This window comes from Prevotella sp. tf2-5, assembly GCF_900115435.1.
Classification (GTDB): Bacteria; Bacteroidota; Bacteroidia; order Bacteroidales; family Bacteroidaceae; genus Prevotella.
Map to the genome: position 1 here is coordinate 124768 of NZ_FOWK01000008.1, position 19511 is coordinate 144278.

Below are 19511 nucleotides of genomic sequence, written 5' to 3' on the forward strand. Positions count from 1 at the left end.
GACACTCAACGTCTCCAAAACCAAACAGGAATTAGTAAACCTTAACAAATTTGTCGCAAAGGTAGAAGGATTAAATGAAACGACCTAAAATAAAGACTGACATTTGTCTGACAAATCAATCTGCTATCAATTAATAGTTGTCAAGTATCTGTTTCAGTTTCTCATGCTCTCGCTCCCTCTTTGATTTTCGATGTGGGAATAGTTTACTGATGAAATAGCCGATAAGGGATATTGGATTGACACCTGTCATCATGGCTCCACCCTGCTGTTCCTTTCGTCGTTCCTCCAGCCAATGGCTTTGATAAGCGAGTCGCATATCCGTTCTCAATGCTGGCGTTATGATATTTATGTTGACTTTGGGGCGCTCAGGTATCTGTTCTAAGGGGTTGATGGTGGAAATATGCGGTTCCATCGGGGTTATTGTCTGACTGTCATGGGGTGTGGACCTCAAGGGCTCATTGCGTAGCCATTCCTCATAGTCGCTTTTTAACGAGTCTGTTTTCATGTGACGTTTATCATCGTCAGGACCTTGAGCACAACAGGTGGTTGTCACCAACAGAAGGGTAAAGGATAATATATAAAAAAGGTGAGACATTAGAATTGTATCAAGCGATAACCAAGTCCACGTGCGTTGATGATTTTGAGGGAAGGGTCTGCCGATAGGATATGTTTCATACGTGACATGAAGACATAGAGTGAATTCAAGTTATAGATATTGTCATCATCCCAAAATTCAATTAAGAGGATATGGTTCTCTACGATGTCACCTTGTGCCTCTATCAGCATACCAAGGATAGATGCCTCGCGAAACGACAGTTTTCTGGAAGAAAGTGTCCCGTCAAGTGCATGGAACCGTAGTTCCTGTTTCTGCAGGTTTAATTCAAAGCGTCCGATTTGTAATACGTTCATGACTTTGCGTTATTTGATGGGTCAGTAATATAAATGACGGCGCAAAGTTATAGTGAATAAACAAAACAGGAAGGCAGATTTTCCTTACAAAACCTTACAGATGATTAAATTAAGGCTTTCTTAAAATATTTTTGGTTTAAAAGTCTTTCATCAAAGTAATAAAGATTAATACCTTTACTTTTGATCATGATTTAACTAAACAAATGAATTGTCAGACAAATGTCAGGAATTTATTTCCCTTGTCATCGCCTGTTTTCATAACTTTGCAGGAAAAACCTATATAAAGTTAAATAGTACAAACAGATGATATTGTTTAGAAACAAAATTGTACTTTTGCCCATGATATGAAAAGAGTTGGTATCATAAGTCTTTATCTCTTGCTTCTGCCAATAAGTATGATGGCACAAGTTGAAACCGGTGGTTCACAATTACCCGAAAAGACAATGGATATGATGCAGACGGATGTCAACCAGCATTTCCTGAGAGACACATTGCGCCTCCAGACAGATATCATGCGTCCTCAGTTGTCGATACCCAGAGAACCGCAGGTTGTTAGTTATACCCATCAGGTCAAACAAGGTGCAACAGGACTGAACCTATGGAAAGGTGCTTCACTTGGCTTTTATGGGGCAACTAGTCAGATGCCAGGGCTGATGAACACGGAAACGGGTATGATGATGCTTCACCAAAACGCAGGACGATGGCATTTTACAGCCTCCGCACTCGCCAACAAATACTGGATGCCTTGGCATCGTACCCTTTCGACACAATACGGATTGGGTGGTACTGTCGGCTATGACCTCAGTGATGCCGTATCACTCCATGCTTTTGGCTATTATTACGCTAACCAGATGCAGGTAGGACCTGCTATGAGTCCGTATGTGAATAACACGACTTACGGAGGCTATGCGGATATCCGTTTCAATAAGACTTTCGGTACTAAGATGGGGGTGCGTCGCTATGTCAACCCGATGAATGGCAAATGGACCACGGAGCCTATCGTCAATCCATATATTAAAATAGGGGATTCTAAAATTGAACTTCCCCTTGGTGGTCTGCTGAAAGCACTGGTATGGGGTGACCGTGACAATCCCATGCGTTTCCAGCCCCGTCCGCAAGCCCCCATCCAGCCTGTCAGAAGAATCAGAAGATAAATTAAGCTAATATGAAACACCAATATGTCATCGTGCTCTTCGCACTGATTATCACCTCCAGTATGGTAAGCTTTACGAGTTACAGGGCTACGGAGCGTGAGGTCAACGAGGATATGAGTCAGGCACTTGCCCTTGCTTTGGATGAGCAGCAGTCGGATGTGATCAGTGCTGATACCATTCAGATATTCAACCGTTATTTGCAGATAGAGGCATTACGTGGGAATGCGTTATTGGCAGTTGACACCCGACAGGGCTTCTGTCCTCGTCCTCATTGCTCGATGGCAACGATCTTCGCACTCTCCGACCAGCGTCTTGCTATGGTCTTATGGATGATGACGATGCTATGGGGATTGTTCTGTCTCTGGAAACGCAGGAAACAAGTACCAATCATCTGTGGCTATGGTGGATTGGTCTATTCTGAAACCGACAGGCGTTTTTTCGGTTTGAAAGGGGAGCAAGTGAAACTGACCCCGATGCAACAACAACTGATGGAGATGTTCTATATGTCGCCCTCGCATCTGCTGACAAAGAAAGAAATCTGTGATGCACTATGGCCTAAGAAAGAGGATGCCAGCGAAACGCTCTACACCCTTATCCGCAGACTGAAGCCCATTGTGGAACAGCACTCTAACCTGAAAATAACGTCAGACCGTGGTCGTGCCTATGAGCTGAAAGACAGTTGAGTTCTTTGGATTTCCTATCATCGACAGAAGGCAAACACCAACAAAGATGCCTGGCAAGACAGAAAAGACCTGACGCTGTCTCAGCGTCAGGTCTAATCGCAAACTTGAACTCACGTTCGAGTTTGTCTTTGGCGCGGCAGAACTCATGCGAGCATGGCTCTGCACTCGCCCTTCGCAAACTTCAAACAACCAAAAAAAGAAGTTGTTGTCTGAAAAAGTGATGTTTCTTATCGGATGAACAGCAGTTCACGATACTTAGGTAGCGGCCACAAGGCGTCGTCTACGATCAGCTCGAGTTTGTCGATCTGGTAGCGGATGTCATCCAGTTTCGGCTCTACCTTGTCATGATAGGCAATCGCCTTCTCATGTTCATCCTCTATCTTGTTCGCCAGCTTACGTGCATTGACCAGTTCCTCTACCTGTCGCTCGATAGACGAGGTGCGCTCGGCAACCTCCTCAATCAGTTTGATGTTACGAGCCGACAACGACTCCGCCTTGTCGACAGGGAAGATAGCCGCCATGTTCTCCACGTTCTTCAGAAGCTGACTCTGGTAGTGAGTGGCGACAGGAATGATATGGTTCATGGAGAGGTCGCCCAGTACACGCGCCTCAATCTGTATCTTCTTCGTGTAGGTCTCCCATTTTACCTCATTACGAGCCTCCAGCTCTTTCTTCGTCATCACGCCCAGGCTTTCGAACATCTGGATACTCTCAGCGTCAAGGTAACGCTCGAAGATCTTGGGACATGACTTCTCCACATCCAGACCACGCTTCGTAGCCTCTACGACCCACTCATCACTATAGCCGTTGCCGTCGAAACGGATGGGCTTACAGGTCTTGATGTCCTCACGCAGCACATCGATGATGGCATGGAACGTGGCGTTATGTCCTGTGCCGGACAGTTTCTTCTCCAGTTCAGGAATACGAGCGTCCACCCGTTTCTTGAAGTTGACAAGAGCCTCGGCGACAGCACTGTTCAGGGCTATCATCGCACTGGCACAGTTTGCCTCGCTGCCCACGGCACGGAACTCAAAGCGGTTACCCGTGAAGGCGAAAGGTGAGGTACGGTTACGGTCGGTATTGTCGATGAGCAGTTCCGGGATCTCCGGGATATCCATCTTCATACCCTGTTTTCCAGCCATCGCCAGGATGTCCTCCTTATCAGCCTTCTCGATATGGTCGAGCAACTCCGAGAGCTGTTTGCCAAGGAACGAGGAGATGATAGCGGGAGGCGCCTCGTTGGCTCCCAGACGATGCGCATTGGTGGCACTCATGATCGACGCCTTCAACAGTCCGTTATGACGATAGACACCCATCAGGGTCTCCACGATGAATACGGCAAAGCGCAGGTTCTGCTCTGGAGTCTTACCCGGTGCGTGCAGCAGGATCCCGTTGTCGGTAGACAGCGACCAGTTGTTGTGCTTACCACTGCCGTTGATACCTGCGAAGGGCTTCTCATGGAGCAGTACGCGGAAACCGTGTTTGCGTGCCACCCGCTTCATCACCGACATCAACAGCATGTTATGGTCGACGGCGAGATTCGTCTCCTCGAAGATAGGAGCCAGCTCAAACTGGTTGGGAGCCACCTCGTTATGGCGGGTCTTGCAAGGGATGCCTAACTCGAGTGCCACGATCTCCAATTCCTTCATAAAGGCAGCGACACGCTCGGGAATACTTCCGAAATAGTGGTCGTCCATCTGCTGGTTCTTCGCAGAGTCATGTCCCATCAGTGTGCGTCCCGTCAGCAGCAAGTCCGGACGGGCGGCATAAAGCCCCTCGTCGACGAGGAAATACTCCTGTTCCCATCCGAGGTTGGAGGTGACCTTCTTCACCTCCGGGTCGAAATAGTGGCATACGTCCGTTGCCGCTACATTGACGGCATGGAGCGCACGAAGCAGAGGAGCCTTGTAGTCGAGGGCCTCACCACTATAGCTGATGAATACGGTGGGGATACACAAGGTGTCGTCGATGATGAATACAGGGGATGTGGGGTCCCATGCGGAATAGCCGCGAGCCTCGAAGGTGCTGCGGATACCACCACTGGGGAACGACGAGGCGTCAGGCTCCTGCTGTACAAGCAGTTTACCGGTGAACTCCTCCACCATACCCCCTTTGCCGTCATGCTCGATAAACGAGTCATGCTTTTCGGCGGTACCCTCCGTCAAAGGCTGGAACCAGTGGGTGTAGTGGGTGACACCATTCTCTGTTGCCCACTGTTTCATGCCGGCGGCTACAGCGTCAGCGATCTGACGGTCGAGACGGGCACCATTGTCCATCACGTCCATCATCTTCTCATACACTTCTTTTGGCAAGTACTTATACATCTTCTCACGGTTGAACACCTTCTTGCCAAAATACTCAGAAGGTCTCTCTACTGGGTTTTTTACGTCGAGCGGCTTCTTCTTGAATGCCTCACCGACAACCTGAAATCTTAATGCTTCCATCTTCATTTTGTGTTTGTGTTGTTAATAATCGTCTATTTTGACCATTTCTTGATTCTTTCTAAAGCCTCCTCCGTCTTCTCATGACTGCCAAAGGCAGTGAAGCGGACGTATCCCTCGCCACTGGGTCCGAAACCGACCCCTGGGGTGCAGACGACATTGGCACCATAGAGCATCTGCTCGAAGAACTGCCATGAGGAAGTGCCGTCAGGTGTGCGCATCCAGATATATGGAGCATTCTCACCACCATAGCACTCATAGCCCAGACTCCTCAGGACAGAGAGCATACGGGCGGCATTCTGCATGTAGTAGTCGATGGTCTGCTGGATCTGTTGCTTGCCCTCAGGGGTATAGATAGCGGCGGCAGCACGCTGGCTGATGTAGCTGGCACCGTTAAACTTCGTACACTGACGACGGCTCCATAACTGATGGAGGGGGATGCGCTCTCCCTCAAAGGTGGCAACGGTCACCTCCTTGGGTACGACGGTGAAGCCGCAGCGTAGCCCTGTGAACCCAGCCGTCTTGGAATAGGAGTGAAACTCGACGGCACATTTGCGGGCACCACGGATCTCATAGATGGAACGTGGTATCTCCGGATCCCGGATATATGCCTGATAGGCGGCATCGTAGAAGATGAGCGCGTCGTTCTTTAATGCGTAGTTGACCCATTTGCGCAGTTCCTGTTTCGAGATGACGGTACCTGTGGGGTTGTTGGGATAACAGAGGTAGATGACATCCATGTGACGGTCCTTGGGTATGGAGGGTGTAAAACCGTTCTCTGCCGTACATGGCATATAGACGACATTGGTCCACCTGCCGTCCTCAAAAGTTCCACAGCGCCCAATCATCACGTTGGAGTCAATATAGACGGGATAAATGGGATCTGTCACTCCGATGAAGTTGTCCCAATGGAGCACCTCCTGGATATTACCCGTGTCAGACTTGGCGCCATCATTGATGAATATCTCATTGATGTCGAGATGGATGCCACGGGGCAGGAAGTCGTTCTCCAGAATCGCCTTCCGCAAGAACTCATAGCCCTGTTCGGGTCCATAGCCGTGGAACCCCTCGGCAGTAGCCATCTCCTCGGTAGCCTGATGCATCGCCTCGATGACGGCAGGGCAGAGTGGCTGGGTGACATCTCCGATACCGAGGGAGATGACGTCAGCCTTGGGATGCATTACCTTAAAGGCATTCACCTTCTTGGCGATGTCAGCGAACAGGTAGTTGTTCTGGAGATTGAGGAAATGGGTGTTTACTAATGCCATGTTTTTTTCTTTTTCTTTTTTTATTTCGGGATTTCGTTATTCCGTTATTTCGGGATTCCGTTATTCTGATGATTCGATTTCCCCGTCGAAGACGAACTCGGCGGGTCCTGTCATATAGACGTGGTTGTCACTTTCCCGCCATTCGATGTGAAGGGTGCCTCCGTCCATGACGATGTCATTGGTCCTTCCGGCTCGTCTGGTCATACAGGCTGCAACGGCAGTGGCACAGGCTCCTGTGCCGCATGCCAGGGTAATGCCGCTGCCACGTTCCCATACACGGGTGCGGATAGTGGTTGATCCTTCTTGGGAAGGAGATAGCACATGGGCAAACTCGATGTTACAACGTTGTGGGAAGGCGGGATGATATTCCAATATCCGTCCCATTTCTCCCACCAGATCCACATTATCGGTGAAAATGACATAGTGGGGATTACCCATTGAGACGAACACACCTTTATTAAGTCCACGGCTGGATATAAATTGTGCCTCGTCCTCCAATACAGGTTCACCCATATCCACGGTGACACACTCCACGATGTCATGGCTGATGTGTAACTGTAACGTCTTTACTCCAGACAAAGTCAACAGGCGTATCTCTCGTTTGTCCGTCAGTCCTCGCTCATAGAGATATTTTCCGATACATCTTGAAGCGTTGCCGCACATCATGGCCTCACTACCATCAGCATTATAGATATGCATGGTATAATCAGCCTCAGGTACAGGACTGCTGCCGATCAGCACCAGCCCGTCGGAGCCGACCCCTTTGTGGTGGTCACTCCAGGCAATGGCTGCCTCTGAGGGGTTGGGGATGTCGTACTCCATCGTATTGACATAGATGTAGTCGTTGCCGCAACCGTGCATCTTGGTGAACCTGATTTTATGTGCCATATTGTAACTGATATTTGAAGTTTGCTATCTTTTTGTAATCATTTCAATTGCAAAGGTAGTCAAATGGTAAGAAAGAACAAAAGAAATCGTCCATTTTGTGTGATGAAAAATGAAATTATTGTCATTTTGTAAACTTTTCACGGTTCCATTCTGCCGTTCTCCTTACATCTTGCCATCCTTCTTGTTGGTTTTGATACATTGTGTCAGTAGCACGCCTGACGAGTCTATATCTTTTTCGAGAGGAAGGCGTGGACCTTCGCAGCTGTCTGTTTACCACTTGCCATGGCACGGACGACGAGGGACGCTCCGTTGGCGGCATCTCCGCAGACAAAGACATGCTCAGGATACTCTGGGTGCTCTGGCTTGAGGAAACCCATGGCGAGGAGTACCAGTTCTGCCTTGATGATTTCCGGCTCACCCTTCTCGACCATGATGGGACGCCCGCCTTCCGGGTTGGGCTGCCAGTCGATCTCCTGGACTTTCACACCAGTCAGTTGTCCGTCCTTGCCGAGAAACTCCAGTGTGTTGATGTTCCAACGGCGGGTGCATCCCTCTTCGTGGGAGGAGGTGGTCTTCAAGGTACGGGGATAGTTAGGCCATGGGTTGTTAGGGTCTACTGGTCCCTCAACAGGTTTAGGCATGATTTCTATCTGTGTCACGCTCTTGCATCCCTGACGGTGGGCGGTACCGATACAGTCGGATCCCGTATCACCGCCACCGATGACGAGGACATCCTTTCCCTTTGCCGTGATGCGTTCCTCCTTGGGGATGTCTATCCCTGCGAGTACCCTGTTCTGCTGGGCGAGGAGGTCGAGGGCAAAGTGGACCCCCTTCAGCTCACGCCCCGGAGCGTTTAGGTTGCGGGCGGTAGGAGTGCCAGTGGCAATGACGACAGCATCGAAATCATTGACTATTTTCGATTTGTCATTGACTGTTATCTCCTTACCATAGCAGAACGTGATACCTTCCTGTTCCAGCAGGTGGATACGCCGGTCGATAATCGCCTTGTTGAGTTTGAAGTTGGGAATACCATAACGCAGGAGTCCTCCCGCATCCTCGTTCTTCTCGAAGACGGTGACCTGATAGCCTGACAGATTGAGGTCATGGGCAGCGGCAAGTCCGGCAGGACCTGCACCGATGACGGCAACATTCTTTCCGTTACGCTGAGGGTGGTGAACGGTGATGTATCCCTCTCGGAATGCCGCTTCTGTGATGGCGCACTCGTCCTCTCGGTTCGTGGTAGGCTCATGTTCGATGAGGTTTAGCACACAGGCTTTCTCACAAAGGGCAGGACAGATACGTCCTGTGAATTCCGGGAAGGGATTGGTGGCGTTGAGCAACTGATAGGCGAGTTCCCAGTCTCCTTTGTATAAGGCCTCATTCCACTCAGGAGGTTTGTTGCCTAAGGGACATGCCCAGTGGCAGAAGGGTACACCGCAGTCCATACAGCGGCTTGCCTGTAACTTACGCTCTCGTGTGTTGAGTGTCTGCTCCACTTCTCCAAAGTCGTGGATCCTGTCATGTATGGGACGGTATCCCGCCTCCTGACGATGTATCTCTAAAAATGCTTTCGGATTTCCCATTTTTCTATTATTTACATTATTACATTTTCTAATTTTTTCATTTTTAGTAGTCTCGCTGGATATCGGCAATCTTCTCATGCAGTCTTGCCATCTGTTCCTCGTGGAGTACCCGCTTGTATTCGATCGGTACGACTTGGATGAATTCCTCTATGTATTGCTGCCAGTTATCTAACATGGTGCGGGCAAGTGTGGAGCCTGTGTGAAGGTAGTGCTGATGGATGAGCTCATGTAGTTCTTTCCTGCTGACACTATCCTCGACGAGATTGATCTCCACCATGTCCATATTACAGAAATAATCGAAGTTATGGCTCTTGTCCCAGACATAGGCGACACCTCCCGACATACCGGCGGCAAAGTTACGCCCCGTCTCACCAAGCACGACGACACGTCCGCCTGTCATATACTCACAGCAGTGGTCGCCAGCTCCCTCAACGACGGCAATAGCACCGGAGTTACGCACACCGAAACGCTCGCCGACCTTGCCGTTGACATATAGCTCGCCGCTCGTGGCACCATATAGTCCAGTGTTGCCTGCGATGATATTGTCTTCCGCGGCAAAGTTGCTTCTTGTCGGTGGGAGAATGGCAAGACATCCCCCGCTGAGTCCTTTGGCAAAATAGTCGTTGGTCTCACCCTCTAACTTGAAAGCGACCCCTTTCGTCAGGAAAGCGCCGAACGACTGTCCCGCAGAGCCCTTGAACTTGACGTTGATGGTGTTGCCGGGTAGTCCTTCCTCACCATATTTCTTGGCGATAGCACCAGAGAGCATGGCGCCAGTGGCACGGTCTGTGTTCTTGATGGCATAGTCGAGGCTGACCTCCTCACCATGCTCTATCGCCTTTGCCGCCGCCACGAGCATCTGCTCGTCGAGAATCGTCCCCTGCATACCGAGTGGTACACTGGGTTTCCGGATATCACCAGTGAAATGGAGTGTCCCATGCTCTTTGTTCAAGAGTCTGCTGAAGTCAAGCACCGAAGACCTGGTCTCTATCAGCTCTGTGTGTCCTACGATATCGTTAAGACTCTTATACCCCATCTCGGCAAGGTACTCACGTACCTCTTGAGCCAGGAAGGTGAAGTAGTTGACCAGGTACTCATAACGTCCCATGAAATGTTTGCGCAGTGCCGGGTTCTGTGTCGCCACGCCCATCGGACAGGTGTTCAGGTTGCATTTGCGCATCATCACACAGCCAAGGACAATCAGGGCAGCGGTGCCAAAGCCGTACTCCTCAGCACCCAGCAGTGCCATGAGTACGATGTCACGACCCGTCTTGATCTGTCCGTCGACCTGAAGTCTTACCTGTGAGCGAAGCCCGTTCCTGACAAGTGTCTGTTGCGTCTCGCTCAGTCCTATCTCTGGAGAGATACCTGCGAAGCGCATGCTGGAGGCAGGAGAGGCACCAGTACCACCTTCTGCTCCGGAGATGATGATGAGGTCTGCCTTCGCCTTTGCCACTCCGGCGGCAATAGTTCCCACACCACTCTCAGCAACCAGTTTGACGGAGATTGCCGCCTTCGGATTGACGTTCTTCAGATCAAAGATCAGCTGGGCGAGGTCCTCAATGCTGTAGATGTCATGGTGGGGTGGAGGACTGATAAGGCTGATGCCCGGAATACTATGTCGTGTCTTGGCAATGACCTCATTGACTTTAAAACCAGGCAGCTGACCTCCCTCTCCGGGTTTGGCGCCTTGGGCGACCTTGATCTGTATCTCTTCCGCATTCACCAGATACTCCGTCGTCACTCCGAAGCGTCCGCTGGCTACCTGTTTGGTCTTACTGCTCAGACTGATGCCGTCGACAGTGGAGTGGAACCGCTCGGAGTCCTCACCACCCTCACCGGTGTTGGAACGTCCTCCGAGTTTGTTCATGGCAAGGCAGATCGCCTCGTGTGCCTCTTTGGAGAGGGCACCAAATGACATGGCACCTGCCACAAAGTGCTTCACGATGGCCTCAACAGGTTCCACCTCGTCAATCTTAATCGGGTTTCTCCTGAACCCCAGGAAGTCACGGATGAAGATAGGTGATTCTTTCTTGTCGACGAGTCGGGAGAACTCCTTGAACTTCTCGTAGTTCCCCGTCCTTGTGGCAAGTTGCAAAGTCGCTATTGTCTCCGGGTTCCATGCGTGTCTGATACCGTCCTTACGCCAATGGAACTGTCCTTGATTGCTCAGGTAAGCGGTATGGGTATGATAGGCTGCCTCATGAAAGGCAACGGCATCATGCGCGATCCTCTCCAGACCGACACCTCCTATCGTGCTGACTTCTGTTCCGAAATAAGTCTTCAATAGGCTCTCACTCAGTCCGATACTCTCGAAGATCTTGGCGCCACGATAGCTGCGAATGGTGGAGATACCCATCTTCGCCATGATCTTGAAGAGTCCTTTCTTGACAGCCTTGATATAGTTCGCCTCCGCCGTGGTATAGTCCTCTTGAATCTTATGTTGCTTCACAAGGTCAGCAAGAATGGCGAATGTCATATAGGGACACAGCGCACTGGCTCCGTATCCTAACAAGAGGGCAGCATGCATCGTCTCACGGATCTCACCACTCTCGACGATAAGGGCGGTCTGCACTCGTTTGCCGGCACTCGTCAGGTAATGGTGTACGGCACTGACGGCTAACAGACTTGGGATTGCCACATGTGTCTCATCGACATCACGGTCGGAAAGGATGATATAGTTATACCCCTCATCCACCGATTTCTCAGCCTGATGGCATAAGGTGTCCAGTGCGTCACGTAGTCCGTTGGCACCCTTCGCCCCGTCAAACAGAATAGGTAGCTTGATGGTGTTGAATCCTTTGTAGCGGATGTTACACAGGATATCCAGCTGTGTGTTGTTCAGTATCGGGTGGGGAAGGCGCACCATCTTACAGTTGGTCTCGTCGGGTGTCAGGATGCCAGAGCCTACCCGTCCGATATACTCTGTCAGACTCATCACCAGTTCCTCGCGGATAGAGTCAATGGCTGGGTTCGTCACCTGGGCGAACTGTTGACGGAAATAGTTGAAGAACACCTGTGGTTTCTCAGACAGGACGGCAAGTGGTGTGTCATTACCCATGGAGGCGGTAGGTTCCTGACCGTTGACAGCCATCGGGATGATGGTCGCGTCAATATCCTCAGAGCCATAACCAAACATGACCTCCTTCTGTAACAGGTTCTCTATGCCATTCTCCACATGACGACCGGACTTCAACTTCTCCAGCTGGATACGGTTGGTGCTCAGCCACTGTCTGTAGGGATGCTCACCGGCAAGTTGTTGTTTGATCTCGCCATCATAGTAAATCTTACCCTCAAGGGTGTCTATCAGCAGGATCTTACCAGGTTGTAAGCGTCCTTTCTCCGCCACCTCTGTCGGGTCAAAGTCCATGACACCTACCTCACTTGCCACGATGATGGTGTCGTTCTTGGTAATGGTATAGCGGGCAGGACGCAGACCGTTGCGGTCGAGCATGCCACCGGCGAAACGACCGTCACTGAATAACAGGGCTGCGGGACCGTCCCATGGCTCCATCAGGATAGAGTGATACTCATAGAAAGCCTTCAGGTCTTCGGATATCGGATTCTTGTCATTAAAACTCTCTGGTACCAGCACACTCATGGCATGGGGCAGTGACAATCCTGACATGACGAAGAACTCCAGTACGTTGTCAAGACTGGCAGAGTCGGACATCCCTTCTTGTATGATGGGTGAGATGTGCTTGATGTCTCCCAGTGCCTCACTGCTCAATACGCTCTCCCTTGCCCGCATCCATCCACGGTTGCCACGGATGGTGTTGATCTCACCATTGTGGGCTAACAAGCGGAAGGGCTGGGCTAATGACCACGTAGGAAATGTGTTTGTGCTGAATCGTGAGTGCACCAGCGCCAGTCCGCTTGTGAAATAGGGGTTAGTAAGATCGGGGAAATACTGTCGTACCTGCATGGACGACAGCATCCCTTTGTATATGATGTTTGTGTTGCTCAACGAACAGAAATAGAAGTCCGGGTGTGAGATGCGACGCTCAATCTTCTTACGTATAATATATAAGGTTCGCGCAAAGGTGCCCACCTTGTCATCGTTCACACCAGTGATGAATATCTGCTTGATGGCAGGCTCCGTACTCAGGGCTGACTCGCCCAAACAGTCCGGGTTGGTGGGGACATTGCGGAGGTGCATCAGCTGCAGACCCTCACGTTCTATCTCCTCGATCATGATACTGAGAATCTCACTTTGTGCTTTCTCCTCTTTGGGCAGGAATACCAGTCCAGTTCCGTATTTTCCCTTTTCGGGTACAGGAATACCTTGTAGCAGAATGAACTCATGCGGGATCTGTACCATGATACCGGCTCCGTCACCATCCTTGCCGACTTCCGCACCACGATGGCGCATGTTCTCTAATACGCGTAATGCCTGGTCTACCAGTTCGTGACTCTTGTTGCCGTGGATGTTGACAATCATGCCCACACCGCACGCGTCATGCTCATACTCACTTCGGTAAAGTCCTCTCTCTTGGTTTTGAAGTTTACGTTTTGTCATATTATCCTTGTTTGAATCAATTCTTTTGTCTTAATCCGGGTGCAAAGGTAATTCAAAAAGTCAGCTAATAAAAGATTTTACTTACATAAATTATTGTAAACATTTAAACAACTGACAAAATGAAATGAAATAAAGCTTTTTCATTACAATGTGTCAATCAATAAGCATCCTGCAAGCGTTGATTGTTGACAAAGTGTTAGTTAGGACTTTTTTTTACATGAAAATACAGGAAATATGTCAGGTATTCCTTCTTAAACACTTAACTTTGCAGCGAGAACAATGATAAGTCACGTACGGACACATTATTTATTTAAAAGGATTTAAGGTATGAAAAAGATTGAAGCGATTATCCGCAAGACAAAGTTTGAGGATGTCAAGCGAGCTTTATTGAGTTCAGACATCGACTGGTTTGAGTATCATGATGTGCATGGTATCGGACAGAGTCGCCAGGAGCGTATCTATCGTGGTGTTCAGTATAGTACGGATGTGATAGAGCGTGTGGCTCTGACCATCGTCTGCCGTGATGTGATACTGGATCCCACTATTCAGGTGATATTACGGGTAGCCCATACGGGAGAGATAGGAGATGGGCGTATCTTCGTCAGTGATGTGATAGACACCTGGTCTATCCGTACTGGTGAACACGGAGATACGGTATTGAGAGACAAGAAATAGGATAATAAACACAACACAAATTAAACACAACGATGATGAATGAGATAGGATTATCACTGGATACCGTTTGGATGCTGTTGGCAGCGATGCTGGTATTCTGGATGCAGCCCGGTTTTGCGTTATGTGAGGCAGGTTTCACACGTAGCAAGAACACGGCGAATATATTGATGAAGAACTTTGTCGACTTTATGTTCGGCTCTCTGTTGTTTTTCTTTGTAGGTTTTGGCTTTATGTTCGGAAGTGACGGTGCAGGATTCATCGGAGCACCTAACTGGGGCGACCTCTCTTTCTATAAAGGTGACTTGCCGGTAGAAGGCTTCCTGATTTTCGAGACCGTCTTCTGTGCCACCTCAGCGACGATTGTCAGTGGTGCCATGGCGGAGCGGACGAAATTCTCCATGTACCTGATTTACAGTGCTATCATCTCCATGTTGATCTATCCCGTAGAAGGACACTGGACATGGGGTGGCGGATGGCTTTGTAATGATGCTGCCGATAGTTTTATGATGACGACCTTCGGTGATGTGTTCCATGATTTCGCCGGTTCCGCCATCGTGCATAGCGTAGGTGGTGTACTTGCCTTGATCGGTGCCATCGCTTTAGGTCCTCGTATCGGGAAGTATGATGCTGACAAGAAGAGTCGTGCTATCCCGGGACATAACCTTACTTTGGCATCCTTAGGTGTCTTCATCCTCTGGTTAGGGTGGTTTGGTTTTAACCCAGGCTCACAGCTTGCGGCAAGTGGGGAGGTCAATCGCATAGCTATCTCCCATGTGTTCCTGACTACCAATCTTGCCGCAGTGGCAGGTGGAACGGCAACGATGTTCCTGACATGGTGTAAATACGGAAAGCCCTCTCTGTCTTTAACACTGAACGGTGTGCTGGCAGGTCTGGTGGGTATCACGGCAGGTTGTGACCTCGTATCACCCCTTGGGGCTGTTGTCATCGGACTGCTTTGCGGACTGGTACTCGTCTTTGCCATTGAGTTTATCGACCATAAGTTACATATCGACGACCCTGTAGGTGCCTCTAGCGTTCATGGTGTATGTGGTATCTTAGGAACACTGATGACAGGATTGCTCTCTACGAGTAATGGCGCATTCTACGGGCATGGCTGGGGCTTCTTCGGTGCGGAGTGCTTCGGTATACTGGTCATCGACCTTTGGGCAGCTGCCTGTGGTTTTGTTTTGTTCTTTGGTATCAAGAAACTTCATGGTCTGCGTGTGGAGGCACGTGTAGAGGAGGAGGGACTTGACATCTATGAGCATGGAGAGAGTTGCTATAACTAATAGATTTTAAGGTATGAGAAAGATTGTGATTTTTGCAATGGGAATGGTGCTTAGCGGCACCACCCTTGCACAGGAAAAGATAGAGGCAACGATTGGTGCCGACTTTGTGAGCCAGTATATCTGGCGTGGATTAGACGCGGGGCATGTCAGTATCCAGCCCACACTAGGTGTGGCTTATAAAGGACTGAGTCTTTCAGCATGGGGTTCGGTAAGTTTCAAGTCGGAAGACACCAAGGAGTTTGACCTCACGGCATCCTATACTAATGGAGGACTGACCCTCGGAGTGACAGATTATTGGTTTGACACACCAGAGGAGCGTTACTTTAATTATAAGGCTCATGAGACCAGTCATGTCTTCGAGGCTTTTGTCGCCTACGATTTCGGACTACTCTCAGCCGCATGGAACACCAACTTTGCCGGCAACGATGGCCTGAATAAAAACGGTAAGCGGGCTTACTCTTCTTATGTGGAATTGAATGCCCCCTTTAAACTCGCTACCTGTGAATGGACAGGAACATTAGGAGTAGTGCCTTATGCGACCAGTTTCTATGATACTTCTGGCTTCGCGGTGACGAATGTCGCTATCAAAGCGCTGAAGGATATCAAGATTACAGACTCCTTCTCTGTCCCGATATTCGCGCAAGTGATAGCTAACCCTTGTTCACAGAGAGCCTATTTCGTCTTTGGATTCACGCTTAAACCGTGAGTCCAAAGACTCCCTTTTTCGCAAAACTTCAAAACAATCAATATATGGAAACAAAGTATATCTTCGTAACAGGCGGTGTCGTTTCGTCATTAGGAAAGGGCATCATCTCCGCCAGTATCGGTAAACTACTTCAGGCACGTGGGTATAAGGTCACCATCCAGAAGTTCGATCCTTATATCAACATCGACCCTGGAACCCTGAACCCCTATGAGCATGGGGAGTGCTATGTGACAGTCGACGGGATGGAGACAGACCTCGACTTGGGACATTACGAGCGGTTTACGGGTATTGAGACCACCCGGGACAACTCAATTACCACAGGACGTATCTACAAGACGGTGATAGACCGGGAGCGTCATGGTGACTATCTAGGAAAGACTATTCAGGTGGTTCCGCATATCACGGACGAGATCAAACGCCGGATGTTACGAGAAGAACTCAACGAAGGACTGGATTTCGTCATCACAGAGGTGGGTGGTACTATTGGTGACATCGAGAGTGCCCCTTTCATGGAGGCTATCCGACAGTTGCGCTGGCAACTGGGTCGTAATGCTGTTTGTGTGCATCTCACCTATGTGCCCTATCTGAAAGCCGCTGATGAGTTGAAGACGAAACCCACCCAGCACTCCGTCAAGGAGTTACAAAGCATGGGTATCCAGCCTGATATCCTCGTCTTGCGTACCGAGCGTCATCTGAACGATGGCTTACGCATGAAAGTAGCCTCTTTCTGTAATGTTGACCTGGAGTGTGTGGTACAGAGCGAGGATATGCCCAGCATCTACGAGGTACCCGTGAGTATGCAGCGACAGGGACTTGATGCCGCCATCATGCGGAAGATAGGTATCCCGGTGGGAGAGACGCCAACGATGAAGTCGTGGCACGACTACATTCAGAAACAACGGAATGCCACCCGTGAGGTGCATATCGGACTGGTGGGCAAATATGCTTTACAGGATGCGTATAAGAGTATCCGGGAGAGTCTGACCCTGGCAGGTATCTATAATGATGTGAAGGTGAGGCTCCATTTTGTCAATAGTGAGGACATCATGAAAGAGAATGTCGCAGAGAAACTGGATGGTATGGCTGGTGTCATCATCTGTCCGGGTTTCGGTCAGCGAGGTATTGAGGGGAAATTGGTCGCGGCACACTATACCCGAACGCATGATATTCCTACCTTCGGTATCTGTCTGGGTATGCAGATGATGGTGATAGAGTTTGCCAGGAACGTATTAGGCTATGCCGATGCTAACAGTTGCGAGATGGACGCACAGACGACTCACCCTGTTATCGATTTGATGGAGGAGCAGAAGAGTATTACCCAGATGGGAGGAACCATGCGGCTGGGAGCCTATGACTGTGAGCTGCAGCCTGGGAGCCGGACTTTCGAGGCATATGGCAGAGATACGCTCATCAAGGAGCGTCATCGTCATCGCTATGAGTTCAACAATGCTTACCTTGATGAATATGAGAAGGCAGGTATGAAGTGTGTGGGTGTCAACCCTGCCGCTAACCTGGTGGAGATTGTCGAGATACCTGACAAACGGTGGTATATCGGAACACAGTTCCATCCGGAGTATTCCTCTACTGTACTTCATCCGCATCCATTGTTTATGTCGTTTATCAAAACTTGTAGTGATGGAACAGTTGAAGCATGAGTGTGGCGTGGCGATGATCCGCCTGTTGAAGCCGTTGGATTATTACGCCAAGAAATACGGCACATGGGCTTACGGGTTCAACAAGCTCTATCTGATGATGGAGAAACAGCACAACCGCGGTCAGGAGGGTGCCGGTATCGCATCAGTGTGTCTGAGAAAGAAACCGGGTACGGAGTATATGTTCCGTGAGAAAGCAGAAGGGAAAGATGCCATCACAGAGATATTCAGCCGTGTGACGGAAGAGATGGCGGGTGAGCTTTATATGGGACATCTGCGCTATTCGACCACAGGCAAGAGCGGGTTGACGTTTGTGCACCCGTTCCTGCGTCGTAACAATTGGAGGGCAAAGAACCTCTGCCTGTGTGGTAATTTCAATATGACCAATATCGATGAGGTGTTTCAGTTCCTGACCCAGCAGGGACAGTCCCCGCGTATCTATGGTGATTCGTATATCACGCTTGAACTGATGGGACACCGACTGGACCGTGAGGTGGAGCGTCTCTATGATGAGGCGAGAGAGAAAGGACTGGAAGGTCTCGATATCACTAGTTATATAGATGATCATGTGGAGATTGCTAACGTACTGAAAAAGACGATGAGTCATTATGACGGTGGTTATGTGATGTGTGGACTGACAGGCTCGGGGGAGATGTTTGCGGTACGCGACCCATGGGGCATCCGTCCGGCATTCTACTATCGGGATGACGAGATTGTTGCCGTAGCCAGTGAGCGACCGGTATTACAGACCACCTTTGACTTGCAATATGAGGATATCCGGGAACTGGGGGCGGGTGAGGCACTTATCGTACGCAGCCATGGTGAGAGTCATCTGGAACAAATCATGCCGCCACAGCAACTGAGTGCCTGTAGTTTTGAGCGTATCTACTTCAGTAGGGGGTCTGACCGTGACATCTACCAGGAACGTAAACGACTGGGTGTGCAACTGATGCAGCCCATCCTCAAGGCTGTCAATGGCGACGTAGCCAATACGGTATTCTCGTATATCCCCAATACCGCCGAAGTGGCATTTTACGGCATGACGGATGGCTTCCGCCAGCAAGGCTATCAGGTGCACACGGAAAAGGTCGTGTGGAAAGACATCAAGATGCGTACGTTCATTGCTGATAACAATGAGCGTAATGACTTAGCGGCTCACGTTTACGATATCAGCTACGGATCACTTCGTCCTTACGAGGATAATCTCGTGATCATCGATGACTCCATCGTCAGGGGCACCACCTTGAGAGAGAGCATCTTCAAGATTCTTGACCGTCTGCATCCTAAGAAAATAGTCATGGTGTCCAGTTCTCCACAGATTCGCTATCCTGACTATTACGGTATCGATATGCCCCGTTTGGAGGAGTTCTGTGCCTTCCGTGCCACAATGGCACTGATAGAGGAACGAGGGATGTGGCAGTTGGTCAACGACACCTATCTGGCTTGCAAGCGTGAGTTACAGCAGTCCAAGGAGCACATGCGGAACTGTGTACGTGCCATTTACGAGCCCTTTACCGTTGAGGAGATCAACGACAAGATCGTAGAGATACTACGTCCTGAAGGTATGCGGACCCCCGTCGAACTTGTATTCCAAAGCATAGGAAGTCTGCATGAGGCTTGTCCTGACCATCCTGGAGACTGGTATTTCACAGGACATTATCCCACACCTGGAGGCACACGGCTCTGCAATCAGGCGTTTGTGAACTATATTGACAACAAACAGAAACAACAATCATAAAAAGAA

14 protein-coding genes are annotated in these 19511 nt (G+C 49.7%); 7 read left to right on the top strand and 7 right to left on the bottom strand.

The features are described from left to right. Positions 1-130: 130 nt before the first annotated feature. Together BM257_RS09700 and BM257_RS09705 are read right to left on the bottom strand one after the other, a co-directional pair. Positions 131-505, bottom strand: coding sequence for a hypothetical protein (locus BM257_RS09700; protein WP_143096823.1), 375 nt, complete (start codon positions 503-505; stop codon positions 131-133). 89 nt (positions 506-594) lie between these two features. After that, the gene (locus BM257_RS09705) at positions 595-909 is read right to left on the bottom strand and encodes a winged helix-turn-helix domain-containing protein (RefSeq protein ID WP_092071751.1); all 315 of its coding nucleotides are present in this window, start codon (positions 907-909) and stop codon (positions 595-597) included. 395 nt (positions 910-1304) lie between these two features. Here BM257_RS09705 and BM257_RS09710 point away from each other — a divergent pair, with 395 nt between their 5' ends. Both BM257_RS09710 and BM257_RS09715 read left to right on the top strand, forming a co-directional pair. Beyond that, positions 1305-2063, top strand: coding sequence for a hypothetical protein (locus BM257_RS09710; protein ID WP_143096824.1), 759 nt, complete (start codon positions 1305-1307; stop codon positions 2061-2063). 11 nt (positions 2064-2074) lie between these two features. After that, complete coding sequence (locus BM257_RS09715; protein WP_092071755.1) at positions 2075-2746, top strand: helix-turn-helix domain-containing protein; 672 nt, start codon at positions 2075-2077, stop codon at positions 2744-2746. A 227-nt stretch (positions 2747-2973) separates the two neighbouring features. On the opposite strand, the gene BM257_RS09720 is transcribed toward BM257_RS09715, so the two are convergent. The 5 genes from BM257_RS09720 to gltB form a co-directional block, all read right to left on the bottom strand. Continuing rightward, a complete protein-coding gene (locus tag BM257_RS09720; protein WP_092071811.1) occupies positions 2974-5190 on the bottom strand; it encodes a glutamine synthetase III family protein in 2217 nt (738 codons plus the stop codon). 32 nt (positions 5191-5222) lie between these two features. Further along, positions 5223-6455 (bottom strand): LL-diaminopimelate aminotransferase, encoded by a 1233-nt coding sequence (locus BM257_RS09725; RefSeq protein WP_092071757.1) that lies wholly within the window; start codon positions 6453-6455, stop codon positions 5223-5225. A 60-nt stretch (positions 6456-6515) separates the two neighbouring features. Further along, a complete protein-coding gene (gene dapF / locus BM257_RS09730) occupies positions 6516-7343 on the bottom strand; it encodes a diaminopimelate epimerase (RefSeq protein ID WP_092071759.1) in 828 nt (275 codons plus the stop codon). Between the two features lie 224 nt (positions 7344-7567). Further along, positions 7568-8926, bottom strand: coding sequence for a glutamate synthase subunit beta (locus BM257_RS09735; protein WP_092071761.1), 1359 nt, complete (start codon positions 8924-8926; stop codon positions 7568-7570). Between the two features lie 43 nt (positions 8927-8969). Then, on the bottom strand, positions 8970-13445 hold the full coding sequence (gene gltB, locus BM257_RS09740; protein WP_092071763.1) for a glutamate synthase large subunit: 4476 nt from the start codon (positions 13443-13445) through the stop codon (positions 8970-8972). 327 nt (positions 13446-13772) lie between these two features. On the opposite strand from gltB, the gene BM257_RS09745 reads away from it, so the two are divergent. From BM257_RS09745 to BM257_RS09765, 5 genes are read left to right on the top strand one after another with little or no spacing between them, the layout of a single operon-like run. Further along, complete coding sequence (locus tag BM257_RS09745) at positions 13773-14120, top strand: P-II family nitrogen regulator (RefSeq protein WP_092071765.1); 348 nt, start codon at positions 13773-13775, stop codon at positions 14118-14120. Between the two features lie 35 nt (positions 14121-14155). Further along, positions 14156-15409, top strand: coding sequence for an ammonium transporter (locus BM257_RS09750; RefSeq protein WP_092071812.1), 1254 nt, complete (start codon positions 14156-14158; stop codon positions 15407-15409). A 13-nt stretch (positions 15410-15422) separates the two neighbouring features. Continuing rightward, the gene (locus BM257_RS09755) at positions 15423-16115 is read left to right on the top strand and encodes a hypothetical protein (protein WP_092071767.1); all 693 of its coding nucleotides are present in this window, start codon (positions 15423-15425) and stop codon (positions 16113-16115) included. 44 nt (positions 16116-16159) lie between these two features. Then, positions 16160-17770, top strand: a complete 1611-nt coding sequence (locus BM257_RS09760; RefSeq protein WP_092071769.1) for a CTP synthase — start codon at positions 16160-16162, stop codon at positions 17768-17770. Continuing rightward, positions 17751-19505, top strand: a complete 1755-nt coding sequence (locus BM257_RS09765; RefSeq protein ID WP_092071771.1) for an amidophosphoribosyltransferase — start codon at positions 17751-17753, stop codon at positions 19503-19505. The genes BM257_RS09760 and BM257_RS09765 overlap by 20 nt, the downstream gene beginning before the upstream one ends. The last annotated feature ends 6 nt before the right edge of the window (positions 19506-19511 follow it).